24 protein-coding genes are annotated in these 23447 nt (G+C 70.5%); 13 read left to right on the forward strand and 11 right to left on the reverse strand.

The window, feature by feature from the left end; all coding sequences use genetic code 11:
- Positions 1-6: 6 nt before the first annotated feature.
- Positions 7-1224, reverse strand: a complete 1218-nt coding sequence (locus BMY97_RS31970; protein WP_091624120.1) for a cytochrome P450 — start codon at positions 1222-1224, stop codon at positions 7-9.
- A 205-nt stretch (positions 1225-1429) separates the two neighbouring features.
- On the opposite strand from BMY97_RS31970, the gene BMY97_RS31975 reads away from it, so the two are divergent.
- A complete protein-coding gene (locus tag BMY97_RS31975; RefSeq protein WP_091624123.1) occupies positions 1430-2062 on the forward strand; it encodes a TetR/AcrR family transcriptional regulator in 633 nt (210 codons plus the stop codon).
- Here the strand turns inward: BMY97_RS31975 and BMY97_RS31980 are convergent.
- From BMY97_RS31980 to BMY97_RS32005, 6 genes are all read right to left on the reverse strand, one after another.
- On the reverse strand, positions 2055-2558 hold the full coding sequence (locus BMY97_RS31980) for a hypothetical protein (protein ID WP_091624126.1): 504 nt from the start codon (positions 2556-2558) through the stop codon (positions 2055-2057). The genes BMY97_RS31975 and BMY97_RS31980 overlap by 8 nt on opposite strands.
- A 70-nt stretch (positions 2559-2628) precedes the next feature.
- Positions 2629-3498: an aldehyde dehydrogenase family protein gene (locus tag BMY97_RS31985; RefSeq protein WP_091624128.1), complete on the reverse strand. Its 870-nt coding sequence runs from the start codon at positions 3496-3498 to the stop codon at positions 2629-2631.
- The gene (locus BMY97_RS31990) at positions 3491-4924 is read right to left on the reverse strand and encodes an aldehyde dehydrogenase family protein (RefSeq protein ID WP_091624131.1); all 1434 of its coding nucleotides are present in this window, start codon (positions 4922-4924) and stop codon (positions 3491-3493) included. The genes BMY97_RS31985 and BMY97_RS31990 overlap by 8 nt, the downstream gene beginning before the upstream one ends.
- Position 4925: 1 nt before the next feature.
- Positions 4926-5900: a deoxyribose-phosphate aldolase gene (gene deoC, locus BMY97_RS31995; protein ID WP_091624134.1), complete on the reverse strand. Its 975-nt coding sequence runs from the start codon at positions 5898-5900 to the stop codon at positions 4926-4928.
- A gap of 23 nt (positions 5901-5923) precedes the next feature.
- On the reverse strand, positions 5924-7117 hold the full coding sequence (locus BMY97_RS32000; protein ID WP_091624136.1) for a serine hydrolase domain-containing protein: 1194 nt from the start codon (positions 7115-7117) through the stop codon (positions 5924-5926).
- A 23-nt stretch (positions 7118-7140) separates the two neighbouring features.
- Complete coding sequence (locus tag BMY97_RS32005; protein WP_091624139.1) at positions 7141-7755, reverse strand: DUF1707 SHOCT-like domain-containing protein; 615 nt, start codon at positions 7753-7755, stop codon at positions 7141-7143.
- A 107-nt stretch (positions 7756-7862) separates the two neighbouring features.
- Here BMY97_RS32005 and BMY97_RS32010 point away from each other — a divergent pair, with 107 nt between their 5' ends.
- Both BMY97_RS32010 and upp read left to right on the forward strand, forming a co-directional pair.
- Positions 7863-8309 (forward strand): protein-tyrosine phosphatase family protein, encoded by a 447-nt coding sequence (locus BMY97_RS32010; RefSeq protein ID WP_091624142.1) that lies wholly within the window; start codon positions 7863-7865, stop codon positions 8307-8309.
- A gap of 66 nt (positions 8310-8375) precedes the next feature.
- Complete coding sequence (gene upp / locus BMY97_RS32015) at positions 8376-8999, forward strand: uracil phosphoribosyltransferase (protein WP_091624145.1); 624 nt, start codon at positions 8376-8378, stop codon at positions 8997-8999.
- 2 nt (positions 9000-9001) lie between these two features.
- Here the strand turns inward: upp and BMY97_RS32020 are convergent, their stop codons facing one another.
- Positions 9002-9598, reverse strand: coding sequence for a TetR/AcrR family transcriptional regulator (locus tag BMY97_RS32020; RefSeq protein ID WP_091624147.1), 597 nt, complete (start codon positions 9596-9598; stop codon positions 9002-9004).
- A gap of 38 nt (positions 9599-9636) precedes the next feature.
- Positions 9637-10533: an esterase/lipase family protein gene (locus BMY97_RS32025; RefSeq protein WP_091624150.1), complete on the reverse strand. Its 897-nt coding sequence runs from the start codon at positions 10531-10533 to the stop codon at positions 9637-9639.
- Between the two features lie 120 nt (positions 10534-10653).
- On the opposite strand from BMY97_RS32025, the gene BMY97_RS32030 reads away from it, so the two are divergent.
- The 10 genes from BMY97_RS32030 to BMY97_RS32075 all read left to right on the forward strand — a co-directional run bounded on the left by BMY97_RS32030 (position 10654) and on the right by BMY97_RS32075 (position 21118).
- Positions 10654-11280, forward strand: a complete 627-nt coding sequence (locus BMY97_RS32030) for a TetR/AcrR family transcriptional regulator (protein WP_091624153.1) — start codon at positions 10654-10656, stop codon at positions 11278-11280.
- A 56-nt stretch (positions 11281-11336) separates the two neighbouring features.
- Positions 11337-11738, forward strand: coding sequence for a MerR family transcriptional regulator (locus BMY97_RS32035; RefSeq protein WP_091624155.1), 402 nt, complete (start codon positions 11337-11339; stop codon positions 11736-11738).
- Positions 11735-12715, forward strand: coding sequence for an aldo/keto reductase (locus BMY97_RS32040; protein WP_177231636.1), 981 nt, complete (start codon positions 11735-11737; stop codon positions 12713-12715). Before BMY97_RS32035 ends, BMY97_RS32040 begins: the two co-directional genes overlap by 4 nt.
- Positions 12716-12744: 29 nt before the next feature.
- Positions 12745-13746, forward strand: coding sequence for an aldo/keto reductase (locus tag BMY97_RS32045; protein WP_091624158.1), 1002 nt, complete (start codon positions 12745-12747; stop codon positions 13744-13746).
- 138 nt (positions 13747-13884) lie between these two features.
- Positions 13885-15435: an NAD(P)-binding domain-containing protein gene (locus tag BMY97_RS32050; protein WP_091624161.1), complete on the forward strand. Its 1551-nt coding sequence runs from the start codon at positions 13885-13887 to the stop codon at positions 15433-15435.
- 2 nt (positions 15436-15437) lie between these two features.
- Positions 15438-16481, forward strand: a complete 1044-nt coding sequence (locus BMY97_RS32055) for an alpha-hydroxy acid oxidase (protein ID WP_091624163.1) — start codon at positions 15438-15440, stop codon at positions 16479-16481.
- Complete coding sequence (locus tag BMY97_RS32060) at positions 16478-17878, forward strand: cytochrome P450 (protein ID WP_091624166.1); 1401 nt, start codon at positions 16478-16480, stop codon at positions 17876-17878. Before BMY97_RS32055 ends, BMY97_RS32060 begins: the two co-directional genes overlap by 4 nt.
- Positions 17878-19158 carry a cation:proton antiporter gene (locus tag BMY97_RS32065; RefSeq protein ID WP_091624168.1) on the forward strand — a complete coding sequence of 427 codons (1281 nt, stop codon included), beginning with the start codon at positions 17878-17880 and terminating at the stop codon, positions 19156-19158. The genes BMY97_RS32060 and BMY97_RS32065 overlap by 1 nt, the downstream gene beginning before the upstream one ends.
- Before the next feature lie 93 nt (positions 19159-19251).
- Positions 19252-19899: a response regulator transcription factor gene (locus tag BMY97_RS32070; protein ID WP_091624354.1), complete on the forward strand. Its 648-nt coding sequence runs from the start codon at positions 19252-19254 to the stop codon at positions 19897-19899.
- A gap of 13 nt (positions 19900-19912) precedes the next feature.
- Positions 19913-21118, forward strand: coding sequence for a sensor histidine kinase (locus tag BMY97_RS32075; RefSeq protein WP_091624171.1), 1206 nt, complete (start codon positions 19913-19915; stop codon positions 21116-21118).
- A gap of 9 nt (positions 21119-21127) precedes the next feature.
- Here the strand turns inward: BMY97_RS32075 and BMY97_RS32080 are convergent, their stop codons facing one another.
- Positions 21128-22627 (reverse strand): FAD-dependent monooxygenase, encoded by a 1500-nt coding sequence (locus BMY97_RS32080; protein ID WP_091624174.1) that lies wholly within the window; start codon positions 22625-22627, stop codon positions 21128-21130.
- On the reverse strand, positions 22624-23235 hold the full coding sequence (locus BMY97_RS32085; RefSeq protein ID WP_091624177.1) for a PadR family transcriptional regulator: 612 nt from the start codon (positions 23233-23235) through the stop codon (positions 22624-22626). Before BMY97_RS32085 ends, BMY97_RS32080 begins: the two co-directional genes overlap by 4 nt.
- Between the last annotated feature and the right edge of the window lie 212 nt (positions 23236-23447).

Raw genomic sequence — 23447 nt, forward strand, 5'->3', positions numbered from 1 at the left:
TCCCCCTCACCAGGCGACGGGCAGGCGGTGGATGCCGAAGATCGCGGAGTCGTGCTTGAACGCCAGCTCGGCGACCGGGGTGGCCAGCTTGAGCGTGGGGATGCGGCGGAACAGCGTGTCGAACACGATCTGCAGCTCCATCCGCGCCAGGTTCTGGCCGAGGCACTGGTGGACGCCGAAGCCGAAGGCCACGTGATGGCGGGCGCCGCGGGTGATGTCGAGCTTGCCCGGCTCGGGGAACGCCTCGCCGTCGAAGTTCGCGGCGTGGCTCAGGCCCAGCACGCCCTGGCCCTCGTGGATGGTGACGCCGCCGATCTCGATGTCCGCCGTCGCGACGCGGGTGGTGGCGAACTCCGCGATGGTGAAGTAGCGCAGCAGCTCCTCGATCGCGTCGAGGGTCTTGCCCGGGTCGGCCTTGACCACCTCGAGCTGCTCGGGGTGCTCCAGCAGCGCGACGGTGCCGAGCGAGATCATGTTCGCCGTGGTCTCGTGCCCGGCGATGAGCAGCAGGAAGGCCATCGCCACGAGGCTTTCGCGCTCGTAGTTGCCCTCTTCGCGGCCCTTCACGATCTGACGGCCGAGCAGGTCGTCGGTCGGGGCCTGCTCCTTCTTCTCGACCAGATCGTGCAGGTAGTCCCGCAGCGCCTCCACGGTCGCCAGGCGCTCTTCCCCAGTCGCGTCGCGGTTGAGCAGCCGGCTGCTGTGCGCCTGGAAGAAATCGTGATCGGTGTAGGGGACACCGAGCTGCTCGCAGATCACCAGCGACGGCACCGGCAGCGAGAGCGCCGACACCAGGTCGGCGGGCTGGTCCCCGGCCAGCATCCCGTCGATGCACTCGTCGACGATCTCCTGGATGCGCGGCTGCAGGGCCTTCATCCGCTTGACGGTGAACTCGCCCACCACGGCCCGGCGGGCGGGGCCGTGCTCCGGCGGGTCCATGTTGATCAGCGACGGCTTGAGCCGGCGCTCCCCGGGCTTCTGCTGCTGGACGTTCCGGAAGAGGTTCGGGAAGCCGGGGTTGAACCGGTCGGAGCTGAACCTGGCGTCGTTCAGCATGGCGCGGACGTCCTCGTGCCTCGTGAGCACCCAGGCCTCCTGGCCGGAATCGAGCTCGACGAGCCGGGCCCTGGCCTTCTGGAACCGCTCGTACGCCGGTGGCGGCGCGAACGGGTCAGTGCGCGTCATCGGGAAGCTGGCGAGCTCGGGTTCGGCAACTTCAGTCATGATCGAGTCCCCTTTGTGCGGTTTGAACCTGTACGGAACGTATGTGGAGGACTACATTCCGGTTCGTGGTCCACGGTACCGAAACGGAATATCTTCGTCCACTAGCAAAGGGGTGACGGGTCGTGTTCGCAGTACGTCGACTGCTGACCATGCGAGAATTCGGACTCGTAGTGGATCCGAACGGGCTAGGCGGAAGGGCGGGGCCATGAGCGCAGACCCCCAGATTCCCTTGAGGGCGGACGCGCGGCGCAACCGTGACCAGATCATCGCGGCGGCGCGCCTGATCTTCGCGGAGTACGGCCCCGAAGTGCCGATGGAGGAGATCGCCCGCTCGGCGGGGGTCGGCGTCGGCACGCTCTACCGGCGGTTCCCCGACCGTGAGGCCCTGATCCGCGAGGTCGCGGTCGACAACTTCTCCCGGGTGCTCCAGGACGCCCGCGCGGCCATCACCGAAGAGCCGACCTGGTGGCAGGCGCTGGTCCGGCTGCTGTACCAGTCCGTGGAGCTGCACCTGTCGATCCAGCTGGCGATGCTGTCGAAGAAGGCGCTGGAGATCGTCAAGGACGACCCGGCGATCACCCAGCTGCGCGACGACCTGCTGGTCGAGGTCGACACCATGGTCCGTGGCGCGCAGGAGGAGGGCGACCTGCGCCCGGATGTCGGCGCGGGCGACGTGGCGATGCTGTTCGCCTTGCTGCTACGCCAGATGGAGTCGCGCCGCCCGGAGATCGCGGAGATGTCCACCGCCCGCTGCATCACGATCATGATCGACGGCCTCCGGGCCAACCCGGGCACCCCGCTGCCCGGCCGCCCGCTGAACCGGCACGACATCAACTGAGCCGGGGGACCGCCCGCCGGACGAAGGCCGCCGCGAATCCGCCGGATACGGCCAGCAGGAGCGCGGGCAGCAGCCCGGCCAGCGGCAAGTCGAAGCTGATCTCGACTTTGCTGAAGTTGATGCTGAGCGCCAGCGGCAGGATGACGAAGCTGAGCACGGTTTCGGCGAAGCCCGAGAGCCAGAGCACGATCACGTTCCGCCGGGCGGCGAAGCCGGCGTTGCGGTCGAGATACCCGGAGGCGACGTGCTCGGGCAGGCTCAGGACGATCACCGCGACGGCGAACCCTTCGATCACGGCCGCCGCCTGCAATCCGACCATCATCCCGGTCAACGGGAGCCGCGGCGCCCACCGGACCGCGAGGAAGACGATCGCCACGGTCGTGACGATGGTCAGCCCCAGCTGCCCGAGCCCGACGGGCCGGGCCGAGCGCCGGATCCGCGCCACCAGGTCCGGCGGGATCGGCTGGTAGGACACCGGTTTGCGGGCGCGGGCCATCGTCGTCGTTCCCCCTGTTGTGGGCGGCCACCTGGCCCCGGCGCGCGCCGGGGCCAGGGTCCACCGAACCTCAAACGCCGATCGGGTGCCAGACGGTCTTCGCCTCGAGGTAGCGGCGCAGGCGCGAGAGGTCGGGCCGCGCGGTCCAGTCCGGGTCCGCGTCGGGGACGGTCAGGACGCGCTTCACGGTGCCCGCCGCCTCCTGGGCCAGCTTCACGCGGTCGTCGACCGAGGCGCCGGTCGGGTCGAGGGCGTTGACGTCGCCGTGCGAGGCCAGCCACGGGCCCAGTTCGGCGGCGTGGCCGGTGAGGATGTTCGCGACGCCGCCCGGCAGGTCGGACGTCGCCAGCACCTCCGACAGGGTGATCGCGGGCAGCGGCCGCTCGGCGCTGGAGACGACCACGGCGGTGGAACCCGTGGCCAGCACCGGCGCGAGCACGCTCACCAGGCCCAGCAGCGAGGACTCCTGCGGTGCCAGCACCCCGACCACCCCCGTCGGCTCCGGGACGGTGAACGAGAAGTACGGCCCCGACACCGGGTTCGCCGAGCCGAGCACGGCCGCGATCTTGTCCGTCCAGCCCGCGTACCAGACCCAGCGGTCGATGGCAGTGTCCACAAGAGACTCGGCCTTGCGGTCGGACAGTCCCTCCGACGCCGCGACCTCGGCGGTGAACTGGCCGCGCCGGCCCTCCAGCATCTCGGCGACGCGGTAGAGCACCTGGCCGCGGTTGTACGCCGTGGCACCGGACCAGCCGCCGAACGCCTTGCGCGCGGCCACCACGGCGTCCCGTGTGTCCTTGCGCGACGCGTGCGCCGCGTTGGCCAGGAACTTGCCCTTCGGGTCGGTGACCGGGTACACCCGGCCGGACTCCGAACGCGGGAACTTGCCGCCGATGTAGAGCTTGTACGTCTTGGCAACGGAAATGCGCGACTCAGACATCTAGGTAAGCCTCCAGTCCCGCGCGCCCGCCTTCGCGGCCGAACCCGGACTCCTGGTAACCGCCGAACGGCGCGGCGGGATCGAAGCGGTTGAAGGTGTTGGCCCAGACGACGCCGGCCCGCAGCTGGTTCGCCATCCACAGGATGCGCGAGCCCTTCTCGGTCCAGATCCCGGCCGAGAGCCCGTACGGGGTGTTGTTGGCCTTCGCCACGGCCTCCTCCGGCGTGCGGAACGTCAGCACCGACAGCACCGGCCCGAAGATCTCCTCGCGCGCGATCCGCATCGACTGGTGCACCTCGGAGAACACGGTGGGGGCGAAGAAGAAACCACGCTCCGGCACCGGGCACGGGCTGGTCCAGCGCTGCGCGCCCTCGTCGTCGCCGGACTCCACCAGGCCGCGGATCTTGGCCAGCTGCTCGGCCGAGTTGATCGCGCCGATGTCGGTGTTCTTGTCCAGCGGGTCGCCGAGGCGCAGTGTGGAGACGCGGTAACGCAGCTTCTCCAGCACCTCCTCGGCCACCGATTCCTGCACCAGCAGCCGCGAGCCCGCGCAGCAGACGTGGCCCTGGTTGAAGAAGATCCCGTTGACGATCCCCTCCACGGCCTGGTCCAGCGGCGCGTCGTCGAACACCACGTTCGCCGCCTTGCCGCCCAGCTCCAGCGTCAGCTTCTTGCGCGTGCCCGCGACCGTGCGCTGGATCAGCTTGCCGACCTCGGTCGAGCCGGTGAACGCGATCTTGTCGACGTCGGCGTGCTCCACAATGGACGCTCCGATGTCACCGGCGCCCGGCAGGATGTTGACCACCCCCGGCGGCAGCTCCGCCTGCTGGCAGATCTCGGCGAACACCAGCGCGGTCAGCGGCGTGGTCTCGGCGGGCTTCAGCACCACGGTGTTGCCGGTGGCCAGCGCCGGCGCGATCTTCCACGCCAGCATCAGCAGCGGGAAGTTCCACGGGATCACCTGGCCGGCCACGCCGAGCGGCTTCGGGTCCGGCCCGTAGCCCGCGTAGTCGAGCTTGTCGGCCCAGCCCGCGTGGTAGAAGAAGTGCGCGGCGGCCGTCGGCACGTCGGAGTCGCGCGACTCCTTGATCGGCTTGCCGTTGTCCAAGGACTCCAGCACCGCCAGCTCACGCGAGCGCTCCTGGATCAGCCGGGCGATGCGGAACAGGTACTTGGCCCGCTCGGTGCCCGGCATCTTCGACCAGACCGAGGTGTACGCCTTGCGCGCCGCCTTCACCGCGGTGTCCACATCGGACACCGACGCCGTGCCGACCTCCGCGAGGATCTCCTCGGTGGCCGGGTTGACCGTCTTGAGCGGCTCACCGGAGCCGTCCACGAACTCCCCGCCGATGAACGGCCGGTAGTGGTCCTTGAGGTTGGCCAGCGCGCGCGACTCGGGCGCGGGGGCGTACTCGAAAATGCCCATGTCAGTCCACCGTCACGTAATCGGGGCCGCTGTAGTGGCCGTCCACCTGGGTGCGCCGCTGGAGCAGCAGGTCGTTGAGCAGGCTGGAGGCGCCGAACCGGAACAGGTCCGGGGTCAGCCACGCCTCGCCGGCCACCTCGTGCACCGCCACCAGGTACTTGATCGCGTCCTTGGTGGTCCGGATGCCCCCCGCGGGCTTGACGCCGCGCAGCTCGCCGGTCTGCGCGTGCCAGTCGTGCACCGCCTGCAGCATCACGTGGGTGACGGGCAGCGTCGCGGCGGGGGAGACCTTTCCGGTGGAGGTCTTGATGAAGTCGCCGCCGGCCAGCAGCGCCAGCCAGGACGCGCGGCGGACGTTGTCGTACGTCGCCAGCTCGCCCGTTTCGAGGATCACCTTGAGGTGGGCCTCGCCGCAGGCCGCCTTGATGGCACGGATCTCGTCGAACACGCTCATGTAGCGGCCTTCGAGGAACGCGCCGCGGTCGATCACCATGTCGACCTCGTGCGCGCCCGCTTCGACGGCGAGACGCGTGTCGGCCAGCTTCACCTCACGGCTGGTGCGCCCGGCCGGGAAGCCGGTGGCGACGCTCGCCACGTGCACCCCGCTGGTCCCGAGCGCCTCGACGGCGGCCTCGACCATGTCCGGGTACACGCACACCGCGGCCACACGCGGGCAGTCCTGCCGCTCCGGGTCCGGCCGCACGGCCTTGGCCGCGAGCCCGCGGACCTTGCCGCGGGTGTCGGCGCCCTCGAGCGTGGTCAGGTCGACCATCGAGATGGCGGTGTCGATCGCCCAGCGCTTGGCGTCCTTCTTGATGGAACGGGTGGCCAGGCCCGCCGCGCGCTGCTCGACGCCGACCTGGTCGACGCCGGGCAGCCCGTGGAGGAACCGCCGCAGGCTCGCCTCGTCGCGAGTCACGTCCGCCAGTGGCGCCGGGGTGGCCGGCGCCGCTGACGAGCTGGTGGTAGCTGTCATACGGGTGAGTGTAGGTGGGCCCTTCAGAGCGCGGAGCGGAACAGCGGGGCGTACTCCGCCTTCGCCGCCGGTGCCGAGGCCGGCGGCGGGGTGAAGGCGCAGAACTCGTTCACGAACGGGACCTGGCGCAGCAGCCGCTGGCGGGGGTTCGCGGTGATGTCCAGTGTCGCGACCGTGGTGATCTGCCGTGGTGTGGCGGCGTCCTTGAACGCCAGCGTGTTGTACCCGGCCACGTCGCCCGCGTGGCCCCACAGCGTGATCGGCGTGCCGCAGATCGGGGTGAGGTCGAAGCGCATCAGGCCGAGGCCGTACGCATAGCCCTGGTCGACTCCGGTGGGGGTGTCGACGGCGGGCACGGTCTGCTGCATTTCGGCCAGCTGCGCGGCCGGCAGCAGCCGGCCGCCGAGCAGGGCGTCGAGGAAGCGGTTGACGTCCGGGCCGCTGGAGACGAGCTGCCCGGCGCCGAGGTAACGCGAGTAGTTGTACGTCGTCACGTCGGTGATCGGGTGCGGCACCGGGTACGCCTGCTCGTAGCCGTGCGCGGCGGGCCGGGGGAGGAACGGGAAGTCACCGGGCAGGAAGGTGCTGTGCAGGCCCAGCGGCCGCGCGATCCGTTCGTCGAGCACCTTGGCGAGTGGCTCGCCGGTGATCTTCTCGACCAGCAGGCCGAGAATGTTGAAGCCGGTATTGGAGTACGACCAGCCGGTGCCGGGCGCGAACAGCAGCGGCTGCGTGGTGCTCAGCCGCACCGACTCGGCCCCGTCGAAGTGCTCGAACCGTTCGGTGTCGAGTTCCGGCAGCGTCGCCCAGGTGTAGGCGAGCGGCAGGTCGCGCGGCACGCCCGAAGTGTGCTGCAACAGCTCGTGCACGGTGATCGGCTGGGGGTAGGGCAGCAGCCCGGGCAGCCGTTGCTGCACCACGTCGTCCAGCGAAAGGCGGTGCTCGGCGACGAGCTGGAGCACCAGCGTCGCGGTGAACACCTTGGACACGCTGCCGACGCGGAACTGCCCCGATGGATCAGGCTTGCCCGGCCGGTCGAGGTCGAGCCGTCCGCTGGACCCGCGCCACTCCGGCGCAGCGGCGGCCATGCCCGGTATACCGGCCGCGGTGGCCGCGTCCATGGCGGCTTGGCGGCGGTCCACCGAAGCGCCGGCGGGCGCCGCGGTGACCAGCGCGGCGACGGTGACGGTGCTCAGCAGCGCGCGGAAAAGGCGCATCTGTAGTTCCCCCAGTGGTTTGTTCAGCCCTCGATCTGCTGGTTGTCGCGCTTGGCGGGCTTGCGATAGACGACCACGCCGCCCCAGAAGGCGAGGCCGTTGATGGTGACGGTCGGCGCGGTCGGCGGCGCGGGCTGGGCGCCGGAGCGGTCCTCCAGGACGAAGCCGCCCATCAGGCCGATGCCGGTGACGTCGACGTTGATGTCGTCGGGCACGGTGATCTCGATGCCGCCCATGATCGCGACGGCGGTGATCGTCGAGTGCTTCTCCGAGAACCGGGCCGCGCGCAGGTCGATCTCGGTGCCGCCCCAGAACGCGACGCTGGTGTGCTGGGACGGCAGCACCCAGCTGCCCTTGCGCTGGGCGCCGGACATCACGGCGATCGAAAGCGTCGAACCCGGGTGGCCGCCGACGCGGTTGTCCGGGAAGCCCAGCGCGCGGGTGGGGGCGGGCTGCAGCGCCGCGGACGTGCTGGTGACCGGCAGGTCGGCGGTCATCGGTTTCAGCTCGCCCATCGTCTTCGCCGCGTAGACCGATGTCAGCCGCTCCTCGAGCTCGGCCATCGTGATGCGGCCCTCGGACAGCGCCTGGTGCAGGACCTGTGCGACCTGCTCGCGATCGGCGTCGGACGCCCGCATCTGCTCGGGGCCGGGGATGTCTGGGTCTTGACTCACCCGGCGCAGCCTAGCCCCGGCCGGGTGCGCCCGGCGTCCGTCGAACGATGGATAAGGGTCAGAATGGGCCGATGCCATCCGCTTTGGTGGGGACTCTCGTGCTGCCGGACGGCGCCGAGCTGCGCGGCCGCGGCCTCGGCCGGCCCCGGCCCGAAGGCCCGGACCCGGACTACGGCCTCTATCTCGGCTCGAACCGGCTGCGCCGTCGGCACGACGACGGGCTCACGTGGGACCACGACTGGATCCGCTGGCCGGACTTCCTGCTACCCCTGGACTGGGCCGAGGCCCGCAACCGGATTCTGGGGTTGCACTCTCGCGCGCTGGCGGGCGAGGCCGTGGAGGTGGCTTGTCACGGCGGCGTCGGCCGGACCGGCACGGTGCTGGCCTGCCTGGCCACGGCGTCCGGCCTGACTCCGGGCGAAGCCGTCGCGTGGGTGCGGGAGAACCACCACCACCGCGCCGTGGAGACGGCCTGGCAACGGCGGTGGGTGCGCTGGTTCGCTGCGCAGGACTCGTGAGTGTTCGCGACGGTCAGAACCGGTTTGAACACTCACGAGTCCGGCCTGCCAGCTAAGTTGTGCGGCATGGATGTGCACGTCGTCGATCACCCGCTGGCCAAGGCCCGCCTCTCCACGATGCGCGACGCGCGCACGGACAGCGCCGCGTTCCGGGCCGCGCTGCACGAGCTGACCGTGATGCTCGTGTACGAAGCCACGCGTGATGCCCCGGTGCGCACCGAGCGGATCCACACGCCCGTCGCGCGCACGGAGGCGTTCCGGCTGGCGAGCCCGCCGTTGCTGGTCCCGGTGCTGCGCGCGGGACTCGGCATGGCCGACGAGGCACACCGGCTGATCCCCGACGCGCAGATGGGCTTCGTCGGCCTGGCGCGCGACGAGGAGACCCTCAAGCCCACGCCGTACCTGGAGTCGCTGCCGGAGTCCCTCGCCGAGCGCCCGGTGCTGGTCCTCGACCCGATGCTGGCCACCGGCGGCTCGATGGAGTACACCATCCGCCTGCTCACCGACCGCGGCGCCACGGACGTCACGGCCATCTGCGCGCTGGCCGCCCCGGAAGGCCTGGCGCACCTGGAGCAGACCGGCCTCCCGGTCCGCGTGGTCACCGCGAGCATCGACGAGCGCCTCAACGATTCCGGCTTCATCGTCCCAGGCCTCGGCGACGCGGGGGACCGGCAGTACGGCGCCGTCTGAGCTCAAGTTGTTCTGAGCCACCCGGAAGCGTAGGCGCGCAACACTTCTTCGTACGCACCGCTCACGTTGAACCCCTCCGGCAGGTTCCCGGACAGCTCAAGGGAAACCAGCCCGTGGACGACGCCCCACGCGCCGATCGTGATCACCGACGGTGGGACGTCCGTGAACTGCCCGGACGCCACGCCGTCGGCGGCGATTTCCTCCAGGGGGTTCAGCGTGGCGCGGGCGAAGCGGTCGGCCTCGTGGTTGGGCTCGAAGCCGGGCACGGAGCGGGTGAACATGATCGCGTACAGGTGCGGGTCGGCCTGTGCGCTGGCGCGGTAGGCGACGCCGAGGCGAACCAGGTCCGCCACGGCGTCGCCCGTGCGCTCGACCGCCGCCAGCCGCTCGCCGAACCGGCGGAAGCCCTCCACGTACAGGGCGTTGACCAGGTCGGGTTTGCTGCCGAACAGCGAGTAGACGGCGGTGGTGGACGTGCCCGCGTCCGCCGCCAGCTTGCGCAGGGAGAGCGCCCGGGGGCCGTCGGCCGAGATCAGCTCGCCGGCCCGATCGAGCAGCTTCAGCCGGAGCGCTTCGTCGTGCGTACGGGGACGGGGCATGCGCCCACCGTAACGCGACAGTGTTATGGATGCAGCCGTCAGCAGTGCACGGGCTCCGCGTGCGCGGGGTCGAGCGCGTTGCCGACCAGGCCGTACACCGTCTTCGAGTAGCTCAGCCCCGCGTGGTCGGCCAGGTCGGCCGGGCAGGTGTCCTGCACCCACAGGTTGTGCACGCCGGGCTCGTCGATGAACGCGGCGGAGCCGGCCGGGGTGACCACGAACTCGTTACGCGTCTCGATCACCGTGTAGTCCACATCGGACTGGGCGATCGGGCCGTCGCCGACGGCGCGGACCACCGGGGAGCCGACGATCTGGTCGGCGCAGGCCGGGCACGCGGCACCGACCAGTGCCTCGCCGCCGGGGAACGCCTTGGCCAGATAGGCCAGCCCGGCGAGGGTGGTGCCGTGGGTGGTCGGCGAAAGGCCGACGAAGCTGTGCACCTTCGACGCCCCGCCGAGCAGCTTCAGGTAGTACTCGCCGATCAGCCCGCCCTGTGAGTGGCCGATGAGATCCACTTGCGCCGCACCGGTTTCCGACCGGACCCGGTCGACGAGCGAGCTGATCTGCTGCGCCGAATCCGGCACCCGCCCGATCGTCTGCAGCACCGATTTCGGGGCACCGCCGATCGGGGTGCTGTAAACGCAGTAACCGGCGTTGGCCAGCGTCGGGCCGAGGCCGGCCCAGTCGTCGGTCATGTTCCCGAACGTGCCGGTGATCAGCACGACCGGGCGGGTGTGCGCGGCGCTGGGCTCGCACGAAGCCACGTTGACGCCGGGCGGCGGTGCCGACGGATCCCTGAGCGACTGCGCGATCCCGGCGAACAGGTTCGACGTCACCGGATAGGCGGGAGCGGCGACGGCCGGGGTGGCGAACGTGGTCAGCGCGATCGCCGCGAGGATCGCGGGGGACCAGCGGCGGAAATGCTTCGAGGACATCTTCGGCCTCCATTATCTGAATCATCGACGTTTCAGACTTGGACACGGACGGTAGCCCGCCGTGCACGCGGGTACAAGGCACGGTCGTCGGTGGATCGATCAACCGCTTAGGGTGACGTCGTGACCCAGCCCGGACCCCGTGGCCGCTACGCCGGCCGCACCGCCACCGAGCGTCGCGCCGAGCGGCGGGACCGCCTGATGGCCGCGGGCCTGGAGTTGTTCGGCACGGCGGGTTACGCGACGTCCACGGTCGGGCGGGTGTGCCGGGTGGCGAACCTGTCCACCCGTCAGTACTACGAGGAGTTCGCCGGCCGCGAGGCCCTCCTGATCGCGGTGTACGACCAGGTCAACAGCGAGGCGACCGCCGCGGTGGCCGACGCCTTGGCCGGGGTCGGCGGACAGCCGTTGGCCACGCGGATCCGAGTCGCGCTGACCGCGTACGCGTTGAGCACCGCGACCGACCTACGCCGCGCGCGGGTGGCGTACGTGGAGATCATCGGAGTGAATCCCGTCGTCGAAGCGCATCGGATGGCCACGCGCGCTCGCTGGGCCGGGTTGATCCGTGAGCTGCTCCGCACCGGTGTCACGGCCGGCGAGATCCCCGGCCGAGACTATCGGCTGGCCGCGAGTGCTTACATAGGTGCGGTCAACGGCCTGTTGCAGGACTGGTGCGCCACCGAGGACCGGGCGCCGCTGGCGGATGTGGTCGACGAGCTGGCCCGGATCTCGGCGGCCCTGACCGGCTGAAGTGCGCTGGTCGCGGATTTGACCTGGAGTGCACTCCAGGTCGTACTGTCGAGCGCATGAGCTACTCGATAGCGGAAGCCGCACGACGTAGCGGCCTGTCGATCGACACCCTCCGGTACTACGAGCGGATCAAGCTCCTCGACCCGCCGGCCCGCGACGGCGCGGGGCGGCGCGCGTACTCCGACGACGACCTGGGCTGGCTGGGGTTCCTCACCAAGCTCCGGCTCACCGGCATGCCCATCAAGAGCATGCGCGAATACGCCTCGCTGCGCCGCCACGGCGTGGCCAGCGCCGGGCGGCGCAAGGCGATCCTGGTCGAGCAGCGCCAGTCCGTGGCCGACCGGATCGCCGAGCTCCAGGGCTGCCTGGAGATCCTCGACTACAAGATCAGCAACTACGAGCAGATCGACCGCAAGGCGCTGGGCCAGCGGCCGGCCATGGAGGAGATCTCCGCGTGATCAGCAAGAGGAAGCTCGGCGAGCTGGAAGTCAGCGCGCAGGGCCTCGGCTGCATGGGCATGAGCCAGGCCTACGGCGTGCGCGACAACGACGAAGAGTCGATCGCCACCGTCCACCGCGCGCTGGAGCTCGGCGTGACGCTGCTGGACACCGCCAACGTCTACGGCGCGGGAGTGAACGAGGAGCTGGTCGGCCGCGCGATCGCGGACCGGCGCGACCAGGTCGTGCTCGCGACGAAGTTCGGCATCGTCTGGACCGAGGACGGCATGGCCGCGCGCGGCGACGCGGCGTACGTGAAGCAGAGCTGCGACGAATCCCTGCAACGCCTCGGCGTCGACCACATCGACCTCTACTACCAGCACCGGGTCGACCCGAACGTGCCGGTGGAGGAGACCTGGGGCGCGCTCGCGGAGCTCGTGCAGGCCGGAAAGATCCGGTATGCGGGCATTTCCGAGGCCAACGCCGCGACGATCCGGCGCGCGCACGCCGTGCACCCGGTGACCGCGCTGCAGAGCGAGTGGTCGTTGTGGACACGCGGGATCGAGGACGAGATCCTCGGCACCTGCCGTGAGCTGGGCATCGGCGTGGTGCCGTTCTCGCCGCTGGGCCGCGGGTTCCTCACCGGCCAGGTCACCTCGCTCAAGGACCTGCCCGAGGACGACATGCGGCGCGGCCTGCCGCGGTTCTCCGAGGAGAACTTCGAGCGGAACATGGCCATTGTCGAGGCGCTGCGGGCGCTGGCGGCGGAGAAGGGCGTGACCGCCGGGCAGCTGGCGCTGGCCTGGGTGCAGGCGCAGGGTGAGGACGTCGTCCCGATCCCGGGCACCAAGCGGCGGAAGTACCTCGAGGAGAACGTCGCGGCGGCCGGGCTGGAACTGTCCACTGAGGACATCGCCGCGATCGAGCGGGCGGCCCCGCAGGATGCCGTCGCCGGGGCGCGTTACCCCGAGCGGCTCGCGCGCGCAGCCGGCAAGTAACGGATTTTTCGCACCGCAGGGGAGAAAACATGAGTGGATCGACGCTGCCTGCCCGCAGGCTCGGCGAGCTGGAAGTCGGTGCGTTGGGCCTCGGCTGCCTGGGCATGAGCGAGTTCTACGGCGAGGGCGACGACACCGAGTCGACGGCCACCATCCACCGGGCGCTGGAGCTGGGCGTCACCCTGCTCGACACCTCGGACATGTACGGCATGGGGCGCAACGAGGAGCTGGTCGGCCGGGCCATCGCGGACCGGCGTGACCAGGTGGTGCTGGCCACGAAGTTCGGCATCGTGCGCGATCCGGAAGACCCGGGCAAGCGGGGCGTGCGGGGCGACGCGGAGCACGTGCGCTCGTCGGTCGAGAACTCGTTGCGGCGCTTGAACATCGACCACATCGACCTGTACTACCAGCACCGGGTCGACCCGAACGTGCCCATTGAGGACACGGTGGGCGCGATGGCCGAATTGGTGCGGGAAGGCAAGGTCCGGCACCTCGGGCTGTCGGAGGCGGGCCCGGACACCATCCGCCGCGCCCACGCCGTGCACCCGATCAGCGCCGTGCAGACGGAGTGGTCGCTGTGGTCGCGTGACATCGAGGAGGCCGTGGTGCCGGCGTGCCGTGAGCTGGGCATCGGCCTCGTGCCGTACTCCCCGCTCGGCCGCGGGTTCCTGACCGGCCGGTTCACCTCGAAGGACGACTTCGTCGAGGGTGATTTCCGGCAGCAGAACCAGCCGCGCTTTGCCGAGGGCAACCTCGAGAAGAACCTCGCCATCGTCGAGGCGCTGCGCGCGCTGGCGGCCGAGAAGGGGGTGACGGCCGGGCAGCTGGCGCTGGCGTGGGTCCAGGCCAAGGGGGACGACGTGGTCGCGATCCCGGGCACCAAGCGGCGCAGGTACCTGGAGGAGAACGTCGCCTCCGCCGCGCTGGAACTGTCCACTGAGGACGTCGCGGCGATCGAGGCCGCCTTCCCGGCCGACGCGGTGGCGGGCGCCCGTTATCCCGAGGCCGCCATGCGGATGGTTTCGCGCTGAGCCACGAGCGACGACGGCCCGTTTTCGTCCCGGCCATCGGGACGAAAACGGGCCGTCGCGGCACTCTGAGCCTTTTCTGAGATCTCCGGTCCAGGCTGACGCCGATCGGGTGACCGGGATCGGACGCAGGAGGCTTACGTGGCGGAGGACGTTCTGGACTATCTGGTGGTCGGCGCGGGGCTCGCGGGCCTGCAGCTCGGCCAGCAGCTCGACCGGGCGGGGCACAGCTACCTGGTCCTCGAAGCGGGCTCGGGGCCGGCGACGTTCTTCCGCACCTTCCCGCGGCACCGCACGCTGATCTCGGTCAACAAGAAGCACACCGGCTGGAGCGACCCGGAGCTGAACCTCCGGATGGACTGGAACTCGATGCTGGCCGCGGACGACCCCGATCCGCTGCTGTTCACCGACTACAGCGCCGAAATGTTCCCGCCCGCCGAGGTGCTGCTGCGCTACGCCGCCGACTACGCGGCCAAGCACGAGATCGCCATCCGCTACGACACCCGAGTGGGCCGCATCAGCCGCGCCGACGGGAACTTCGTGGCCACGGCCGAGGACGGCACCGCGTTCACCGCCCGGCGGCTGATCATGGCCACGGGCGTGACCAAGCCGTACGTGCCGGACGTCCCGGGCATGGAGCTGGTCGACCAGTACGCCGACTTCGACACCGACCCGGCGCAGTTCACCAATCAGCGGGTACTGGTGCTGGGCAAGGGAAACTCGGCGTTCGAGACCGCCGACAGCCTCAACGCGCACGCCGCCGTGCTGCACGTCGCAGGCCCGCGTCCGGTGAAGCTCGCCTGGCGCACGCACTTCGTCGGCCACCTGCGCGCGTACAACGCCGGCGTGCTGGACATGTACCAGCTCAAGCTGCAGCACGCGATCCTCGACGGCGACGTCCGCGAGATCACCAAGCGCGAAGACGGCTACCACGTGAAGTTCGCCTTCTTCCGGGCCGACGAGGTGATCAAGGAGCTGCGTTACGACCGGGTGATCGCCTGCACCGGCTTCCGGTTCGACGCCTCGATCTTCGACGAGGACTGCCGCCCGGAGCTGACCATCAACGACCGGTTCCCGGCGCAGACCTCGTCCTGGGAGTCGGTGAACGTGCCCGGGCTGTACTTCGCCGGCACGATCACGCAGGTCCGCGACTTCAAGAAGGCGACCAGCGCGTTCATCCACGGCTTCCGCTACGGCGTGCGCGCGCTGTCGAAGATCCTCGAGGAGCGCTACCACGGCACCGAGTGGCCGCACACGGTGCTGAAGACCGACATCGGCGACCTGGTCGACGCCGTGATCACCCGGATCAACCGCAGTTCCGCGCTGTACCAGCAGTTCGGCTTCCTGGCCGACGTGCTGGCGCTCGAACGCGGGCAGGCGCGGTACTACGAGGAGGTGCCGGTGGCGCGGGTGGCCGAGCGCTCGCCGGACGTCGAGAACGCGTTTGTGATCACCCTCGACTACGGGCCGGACCACGATCAGGTGGACCCGTTCGACTTCACCGTCAAGCGCGCGAGCCAGGACGTCGCCAACGACACCGGCGAGGGCCACTACCTGCACCCCATCGTCAAGCACTACCGGCGCGGCGAGCTGGTCGCGACCCACCACGTCACGGAGAACCTCGAGAACGAGTGGAACCGCGAGGTGCACGTGGACGCGCTCACGGCGTTCCTCACGAAGCAGCTGGCTTGACCATGCGCACGATCGCGGAGTTCGAAGCCGCGGCGCGCGAGCGGCTCGAACCGGCGCACTACGACTTCTTCGCGGGCGGGGCAGGCGACGAGCGGACCCTGCGCGCGAACGAGGCGGCGTTCGGCCGGCGTTCGCTTGTGCCGCGGGTTTTGCGCGGCAACGGAAAACGGGACCTGGCGGTCGAAATCGCCGGCTCGCCGTTGTCGATGCCGGTCTTGGTTTCGCCGACCGCGTTCCACCGGCTGGCGCACCCGGACGGCGAGCGCGCCACGGCCGAGGCGGTGGCCGCCGCCGGCACCGTCATGGTGGTGAGCATGGCCGCGACCACGGCGATCGAGGACATCGCGGCCGCCGCGCGCGCGGTCGCGGCCGACCCCTCGCTGTGGTTCCAGCTGTACCTGCAGCCGGACCTCGAGTTCACCGGGTCCGTGGTGCGCCGCGCCGAACGCGCGGGGGTGCGGGCGCTGGTGGTGACGGTCGACTCGCCGGTGTTCGGGCAGCGCGAGCGAGACCATCGAAACGGCTTCCACGATCTGCCGCCGGAGCTGGCAGTGGAGAACATGAGGGACGGCTCGGGTTCGGTGCGCGACATCGAGATGTCGGCCGAGCTGTCCTGGGACCACCTCGCCTGGCTGCGTGAGACGACCTCGCTTCCCCTGCTGCTCAAGGGAATCCTGCACCCGGAAGACGCGCGGCTGGCCGTCGCCGCCGGGGTCGACGGGTTGGTGGTCTCGAACCACGGCGGCCGCCAGCTGGACACGGCGGTGTCCACTTTGGACGCGTTGCCGGAGCTGGCCGCGGCCGTCGGCGGCGTGATCCCGCTGGTGCTGGACGGCGGCGTGCGGCGAGGCACGGACGTGGTGAAGGCGCTGGCGCTCGGCGCGAACGCCGTCGGGATCGGCCGTCCGGTGCTGTGGGGCCTCGCCGCGGCGGGCCGGGAAGGAGTGGCGGAAGTGCTGGCACGACTGCGGGAAGAGCTGGACCACACGCTCGCGCTGTGCGGGGCGGGAACCCCGGGCGAGCTGACCGCGGACCTCGTCCGATGACCCGGCTCCTGGTGCGGGTGCTGCTCGCCGGCCTTGTCCTGACGCTGCCCCGCTGGCTGCCGGGCCGGGTGGTGGCGTTGCGGATGAAGATCTTCGCCCTGGTCAACGGCGAAGAAGGGCTGCCGATCCCCGGCGAGCGCGTCGGGGTCGAGGACTTCCGGCGCGTGTACGCCGACCCGGCGGCCGGCGGGCGGAGCAAGGGCGCCGCGCTGTCGGACCTGTTCTGGTACTGGCTCGCGCCCGGTCCGCAGGTGCACCAGGAGCACCTGGAGGCGGGGCCGCGTTACGACGAGGTCGCCAAGACCACCCGCCACATCCTCGTGAAAACCAAGGCGGAGTCCGAAGAGCTGACCCGCCGCTGCGCCGCGCACGTGCTGGACCGAATCGAAATCGGCGAGGGCCGGACGATCCGGCTGCGGGACGAGATGATGCCGGTCTGGGCCGAGCTGTACTACGAGCTGGTGTTCGGCGAGCCCTGCCCGCCGCGGGCGCGGGACCTGATCGTCGGACACGCTGACGATGTGGTGTCGGCGCTGAAGTGCGTGCGGCCGCGGAACATGCGACGCCGCGCGCGGCTGACCGCGTACCTCCGCCGTCGCCTGGCCGACGTGCCGCACCCCATGCCCACCCGGCTCACCGCCGAGGAGCAGGTGTTCTACCTGCAGGGCACCTTCTTCAACACCGCCGTGGTGCAGATGTCCGAGGCGATGGCGCACCTGCTGATGATCATCGCGCAGCACCCGGACGTGCAGGCCCGGCTGGTCGCGAACCCGGACGACGACGAGTACCTGGACCGCGTGATCGACGAGGGCCTGCGCACGTACCCGCTGTTCGGCATCGCCCACCGGATCGCCACCGACGACATCGAGCTGGACCACACGAAGATCGACGCGGGTACCGTGCTGCTGTTCAGCTACCCAGACTTCCACCACGCGGGCTTCGAGCGGCCGGACGAGTTCGACCCGGAGCGCTGGAATCCCCAGCCGGCCGCCGGGTTCCCGGCCCGCACCGCGATCGCGCCGGTGCCGGCGAAGAAGGACGTCAACTTCCTGCCGTTCGGGGTCGCGCAGAACCGCGCCTGCCCGGCCCGCGGCCTCGCGCCGGTGACGATGCGGGTGGTGACGCGGGAGGTCCTGCGCCGGTTCTCGCTGGCGTCGAGCGCTGCCCACACCCGCTCGATCCCCAACCGCGGCCCGGTGATCCTCACCCCGCGCGGCTCGCGTCCCCCTTCGGCCACGGCGCTGGGCGCCCTCGCCGCCCGTGACCGCTGGGAAGACGTCTGGCGCAGCCTGGCCCAGCTCGTCTTCGGCACCTACATGGTGCTGGACGCCCGGCACAAACGCTTGTGCGCCAAGTACTTCGAGTCCCTCAGCAGTGAGAACCCCGGAGGCGAGTGATGACCCCGACCCAGGCGGCGCCCGCGTTTTTCCTGGCGGTGGTCGTGATCCTCGTGGTGTGCCGGCTGGTCGGCATGCTGGCGGTGAAGATCGGGCAGCCGCCGGTGGTCGGCGAGATGGTCTCGGGGGTGCTGCTCGGGCCGTCGCTACTCGGGCTCGTGCTGCCCGGTGTGCAGGCCGCGCTGTTCCCCGACACCGTGCGGATGCTGCTGTACCTGGGCGGCCAGATCGGGCTCGTGATCTACATGTTCGGCGCGGGCTACGAGTTCCGCGTCGGCGCGATCAAGGGCTCGGTGAAGTCCGTCGTGTCGGTTTCGGCGGCGGGCACGGTGGTCCCGCTCGTGCTGGGCGTCGGGGTGAGCGTGCTGGGCGCGAACTGGGTCGGCATCCTCAAGCCCGGGGTGTCGCCCGCGGTCTCGGCCGTTTTCGTCGGGGTGGCGATCGCCATCACCGCGTTCCCGATGCTCGCCCGGATCATCACCGAGCGAGGGCTAGGCGGCACCCGGTTCGGCTCGCTGGCGCTGGCCTGCGGCGCGCTCGACGACGTGCTCGCGTGGGTTCTGCTCGCCGTGGTGCTCGGCATGCACGCGGGCTCGAGCGGGCCGGTCGCGACGGCCGTCGGCGGCGGGGTGCTGTTCGCGCTGCTGGTGTGGCTGGTGGTGCGCCGGGTGCTGGCGAAGACGATGGCCAGCCCGCGGGTCAGCGCCGACCAGCGCATTCTCGTCACGGCGGTGTTCCTGTTCGGCGCCGCGTGGTTCACCGACGTGATCGGGCTGTACGCGGTGTTCGGCGCGTTTGTCCTCGGCATCGCGTTCCCGCGGGGCGAGGCGGCCGACGCCGTGCTCGCGAAGCTCATGCCGATCGGGCGGATCGTGTTCCTGCCCCTGTTTTTCACCTATTCCGGCCTGAACACCCGGTTCGCTTTGCTGGCGGATCCGAACCTGCTGGCGTACGCGGTGGTTGTCGTCGTTGTCGCGGTGATCGGGAAGCTCGGTGCTTCGTGGGCCGCCGCGCGATTGGCGGGGGAGCCGCAGCCGATCGCGTTACGCGTGGGCGTGCTCGTGAACGCGCGCGGGCTGATGCAGCTGATCGCGCTGAACGTCGGATTGCAGGCCGGGATCGTGTCGCCTTCGCTGTTCACGGTGCTGGTGCTGGTCGCGCTGGTCACCACGATCATGACCGCGCCGATCCTGAGCTGGCTGGACCGCCGCGACGGGCGCCGGTACGCGGGCCAGGAGCTGCCGGAGTTCCTCCGTTCGGCGCAACCGGCCCGATCATGACCGATTCCCGACGAAAGTTGAGGGTTCAAGCTAGAGATTCACTGCCAGTATGGAGCTGTGTACGAAGCGGTGGAAACTCAGGCTCCGGCCCGGGTGCTCCTGATCGAGGACGACCGTGAACTGGCCGGGATGCTCGCCGGCCTGCTCCGCGAAGAGGGCTATGAAACCGACCAGGCGCACGACGGCCAGCGCGGCCTGCACCTCGGGCTCACCGGGCACTACGACGTGATCGTCATCGACCGCCGGCTGCCGGTGATGGACGGGCTGGCCGTGCTCGCCGGGCTGCGGCGCAAGGCCGTCACGGCGCGGGTGCTGGTGCTCTCGGCGCTGGGCGAGCTGTCCGACCGCGTGAACGGCCTGGACGCGGGAGCCGACGACTACCTCGTGAAGCCGTTCGAGACCGACGAGCTGCTGGCGCGGCTGCGGGCGCTCTGCCGCCGCGACCTCGACGGCGCCGAGTCGATCCCGCTCGGCACGGCGGCACTGGACCTCCTGCGCCACGAGGTGGTGCTGGCCCGCGGCGAGCGCGTGACGCTGTCCGGGCGCGAGTTCGAGCTGCTGCGCACGCTGGCGCAGCGGCCGAAGGCGATCCACCCGCGGGCCTCGCTGCGCACCAACGTGTTCGCCGACTCGACCGGTGAGTCTATTGTAGACACCTATGTCTACTACCTGCGGCGGAAACTGGGGCGGAACGTGGTGAAAACCGTGCACGGCCTCGGTTACCAGATCGGGGCCATGTGACGGCGGTGGTGAAGTGACGGCGGTGGTCGATCCCGAAGCGCGGGTGCTGCGGCGCACGCGGCGGACGATCGCGGGCCAGATCGCCGTGGTGATCACGCTGGTGGTGCTGGCGGCGGGCGGGATCTCGTACTGGGTGCTGCTGAGCGGGCAGCACGACGAGGTCGACCGCACGCTGAACACCACCCTGGCCCGCGGCCTGTCGGTGACGCCGCCGGGCTGCGTCTACCTGGTGACGCCGGCCGGCCACGCGCCGTCCGGGCCGCTGCCGTTCGCCGTGCCGCCGCCCGCGCCGGTGCCGCACGACGGCGACGTTGTCACGCAAGAGCTTTCGCTCGGCGGCGGCACGTACACGATGCGCACGGTGAACCGCGGCGGCCAGGTTTCGCAGGTGTTCATGGACGAGTACTACCTGATCGCGGACCGCGAGCAGCTGGTGCTGGGGCTGGCCGTGGCCGAGCTGGCGGTGCTCCTGGTGGCCGTCCTCAGCGGTTACCTGCTGGCCGGCCGCGCGATCCGGCCGCTGGGCGAGGCGCTGCGGCGGCAGCGGACCTTCGTGGCGGACGCGTCGCACGAGCTGCGCGCGCCGTTGACGCGCCTGCACACGCGGACGCAGCTCATGGCGCGCCGGGCACAGGGCTCGGCGTCGTCCCCGGTGTCGCCGCAGGACTTGGACGCGCTGGTCGACGGCACCCGCGAGCTGGGCGAGGTGGTGGACGACCTGCTGCTGTCGGCGCAGGCGGCGTGCGACCGCCCGTCGCTGCAGCCGGTGGAGCTGGGCCTGCTGGCGGAGCAGGCGGTGGCCGCCGAGGCCGTCCGCGCGGGCGACCGCCGGGTCCGGATCTGCGTGCACCGTTCCCCGGGGCTGGCCGACGTCGTCCCCGGCGTGCCCACGGCGTTGCGCCGCGTGCTCTCGGCACTGCTCGACAACGCCATCGGCCACACCCCGCCGGGCGGCTCGATCGAGGTGAGCCTGGCCAACCCGGACGACCGGCACGTGGAACTGCGCGTGCAGGACACCGGAACGGGTTTCGCCCAGCGTGACGCGGAGCGTCTCTTCGAGCGTTTCGCCCACGGCACCAACGGGGAGGGCCGCCGGTTCGGCCTTGGCCTCGCCCTGGTCCACGAGGTCGTCACCGGCCACGGCGGCACCATCGCGGCCGCCGGTGCTCCTGGCGTGGGCGCGACCTTCACCCTGCGTTTCACCCGCGCGGCCCAGTAGCGGCTCCGGTCAACGCGTCCCGAGCTGCTCACCGTCGGCCGGGTGCAGTGCGTGGTCGATGGCGTTCGTGAGATCGCTGGCCGAGGCGGACCCGGTGGAACGCCAGGCGATGTAGCCATCGGGGCGGATGAGCACGGCACCGCGCCCGTAGTGTTGCGACCAGCCATCGGCGTTTTCGGCGCGGTGGGCGCGTACTGGCACCGTTCGAGCTGCTTCCATCCACTCGGGACTGTCGCAGAGCAGGACGAAATCGCCGACGCACAGGTCGTGCAGGGCGGTATCGCCGAGCCAGAGGTGCGGTGCCCTCCTGCCGACGCGTGCCTGCCGGCCGAACCCGGAATCGAACACGGGACCGGCACCGTAGCCGCCGCCGAATGCCTGGGTGCGCCCGTCCATTTCCTCCGGTTCGGGCGCGCCACTGTGCCTGGCCCGCTGATGGGCCACGATCATGGGCGCCAGGGTTTCGGCCAGCGGCCGGCGTTCGGCATCGTAGGTGTCCAGGAGGTCGTCGCCGGCCTGGTCCTTGAGCACCGAGGCGAGCTTCCACGCGAGGTTGTGCGCGTCCTGGACGCCGGTGTTCGCGCCGAGCGCACCCGCGGGCGGCCACACGTGGGCGCTGTCCCCGACCAGGAACACCCGCCCCGCGCGGTATCCCTCCGCGACGCCGACGCTTTGCTCCCAAGCGGCGACCCCTTCGATGTCGACGTCGATTTCCTTGCCCACGGCCGTGTGGACGAGCCGTACACACCGCTCCCGCGTGAAGTCGGCACTGGACTCGGTGGCGGGGTCGTAGCCGACGGACAGCTGCCAGCGATTCGGGTCGGCGCTGCTGACCAGACCGCCGAAGAACCCGTCCGGGTTGGCGATCATCCAGAAAAGGGCTCGGCGAGGAAGAAATTCGGACAGCTTCGCGCGGAACACGATGTTCATGGAGTGCTGGAACGTCATCTCGCCGGTACGAGCGATGCCCAGCCGCTGCCGGATCGGGCTCCGGTTGCCGTCGGCGGCCACCAAATAGGTCGCCCGCACGACCTGACGATGACCGGTGTCGCGGTCTTCGACCGTTGCCCGCACCCCCTCGCCGTCGGTGTCGAAGTCGAGCAGTTCGGTGTTGAACAGATGCTCGGCCCCGGCCGTCCGGGCGGCCTCGATCAGGATCGGCTCCACCGTGTTCTGGTCGGCCATGCAGAACACGCCGGCGGTCAGCTCGGGCCAGGCCCGTGGCTCCTCGGCGTCGAAGAGCCATTCCCATTCGCCCGCGAGCGAGGTGCAGCGGGCGACCCCCGATTCGGCGTCGAACGGCGCACCGGCCCGCTCGATCGCGTCGGCGACTCCGTAGGCGCGGTAGATCTCCATCGTCCGCTGGTTGATCCCTCGCGCCCGGCCGTGGATCGACACACCCGCGTGCCGGTCCACCAGTAGCGACGGGATGCCCTGTCTGGCCAGGAAGAGCGAACTGGTGAGGCCGGCGAGGCCACCACCGACTATCAGGACGGGCGCGGTCTTCATGATTGTTCCTCCTGTCGGGCGTTGAACTCCGCGGCGGCCTGCCGCAAAGACTCCTCGGACCAGGTAAGGGATCCGGTGTGCAGATCGGCGACGAGGGCGCGGAGCCAGCGCTGCTCGGCGACCAGCAACGCGTGCCCGTATTCCTCCTCCACCAAGAAGATCCGGGCCAGATCGGCCGAACCGCCGAGCATGGGTGCGATCTCGGCGAGCCGCGCGTCAACCGCGCTCAGCCGCGCCTGGAGCTGCTCCGCCGCTTCCTCCGGGGTCAGCATCATCAGGAAGGACAGGCCGACGGGAAACTCCGGGAACTCGTTCCCGGTCGTGGCGAGCATGTCCTTGATCCACGCCTTCGCGGTCGTCAACCCGGCGTCGGTGATGCCGTAGACCGTGCGTTCCGGGTGCCCCTCGACCCGCTCGACCCTGATCAGCTCCAGCTTCAGCAACCGCTCGATCGCCTGGTACACGCTCGCCCGCTGCCGGACGTTGACGACACGGTCCTTGCCGTAGTCCTTGATCAGCTTCTGGATCCGGTAAGTGTGCATCGGCTCGCCCGCGAGGATGCCGAGCACCGTCAGCCCCAGCGCGGAACGCTTGTTCGTCGTACCCATAGTCATGACATTACTATTCATGTCATGACTATGCAATGGCCCATCTCCTGCCGCCGGGCAGGTGCGCCGGCGTCTGGGTTGGCCAGGCAGGCAACCGGTTGGTGGGCCTCCGAGGCGGCGCGCTGTTCACCACCGCGGCCGCCATCGTGTCCATCGGGTGGTGCCTCGGCTACGTCGGCGAGGCGAGGCTCGTCACTGCCGCCGAGCCGGGG

Source organism: Amycolatopsis saalfeldensis (assembly GCF_900110575.1).
Lineage (GTDB): Bacteria > Actinomycetota > Actinomycetes > Mycobacteriales > Pseudonocardiaceae > Amycolatopsis > Amycolatopsis saalfeldensis.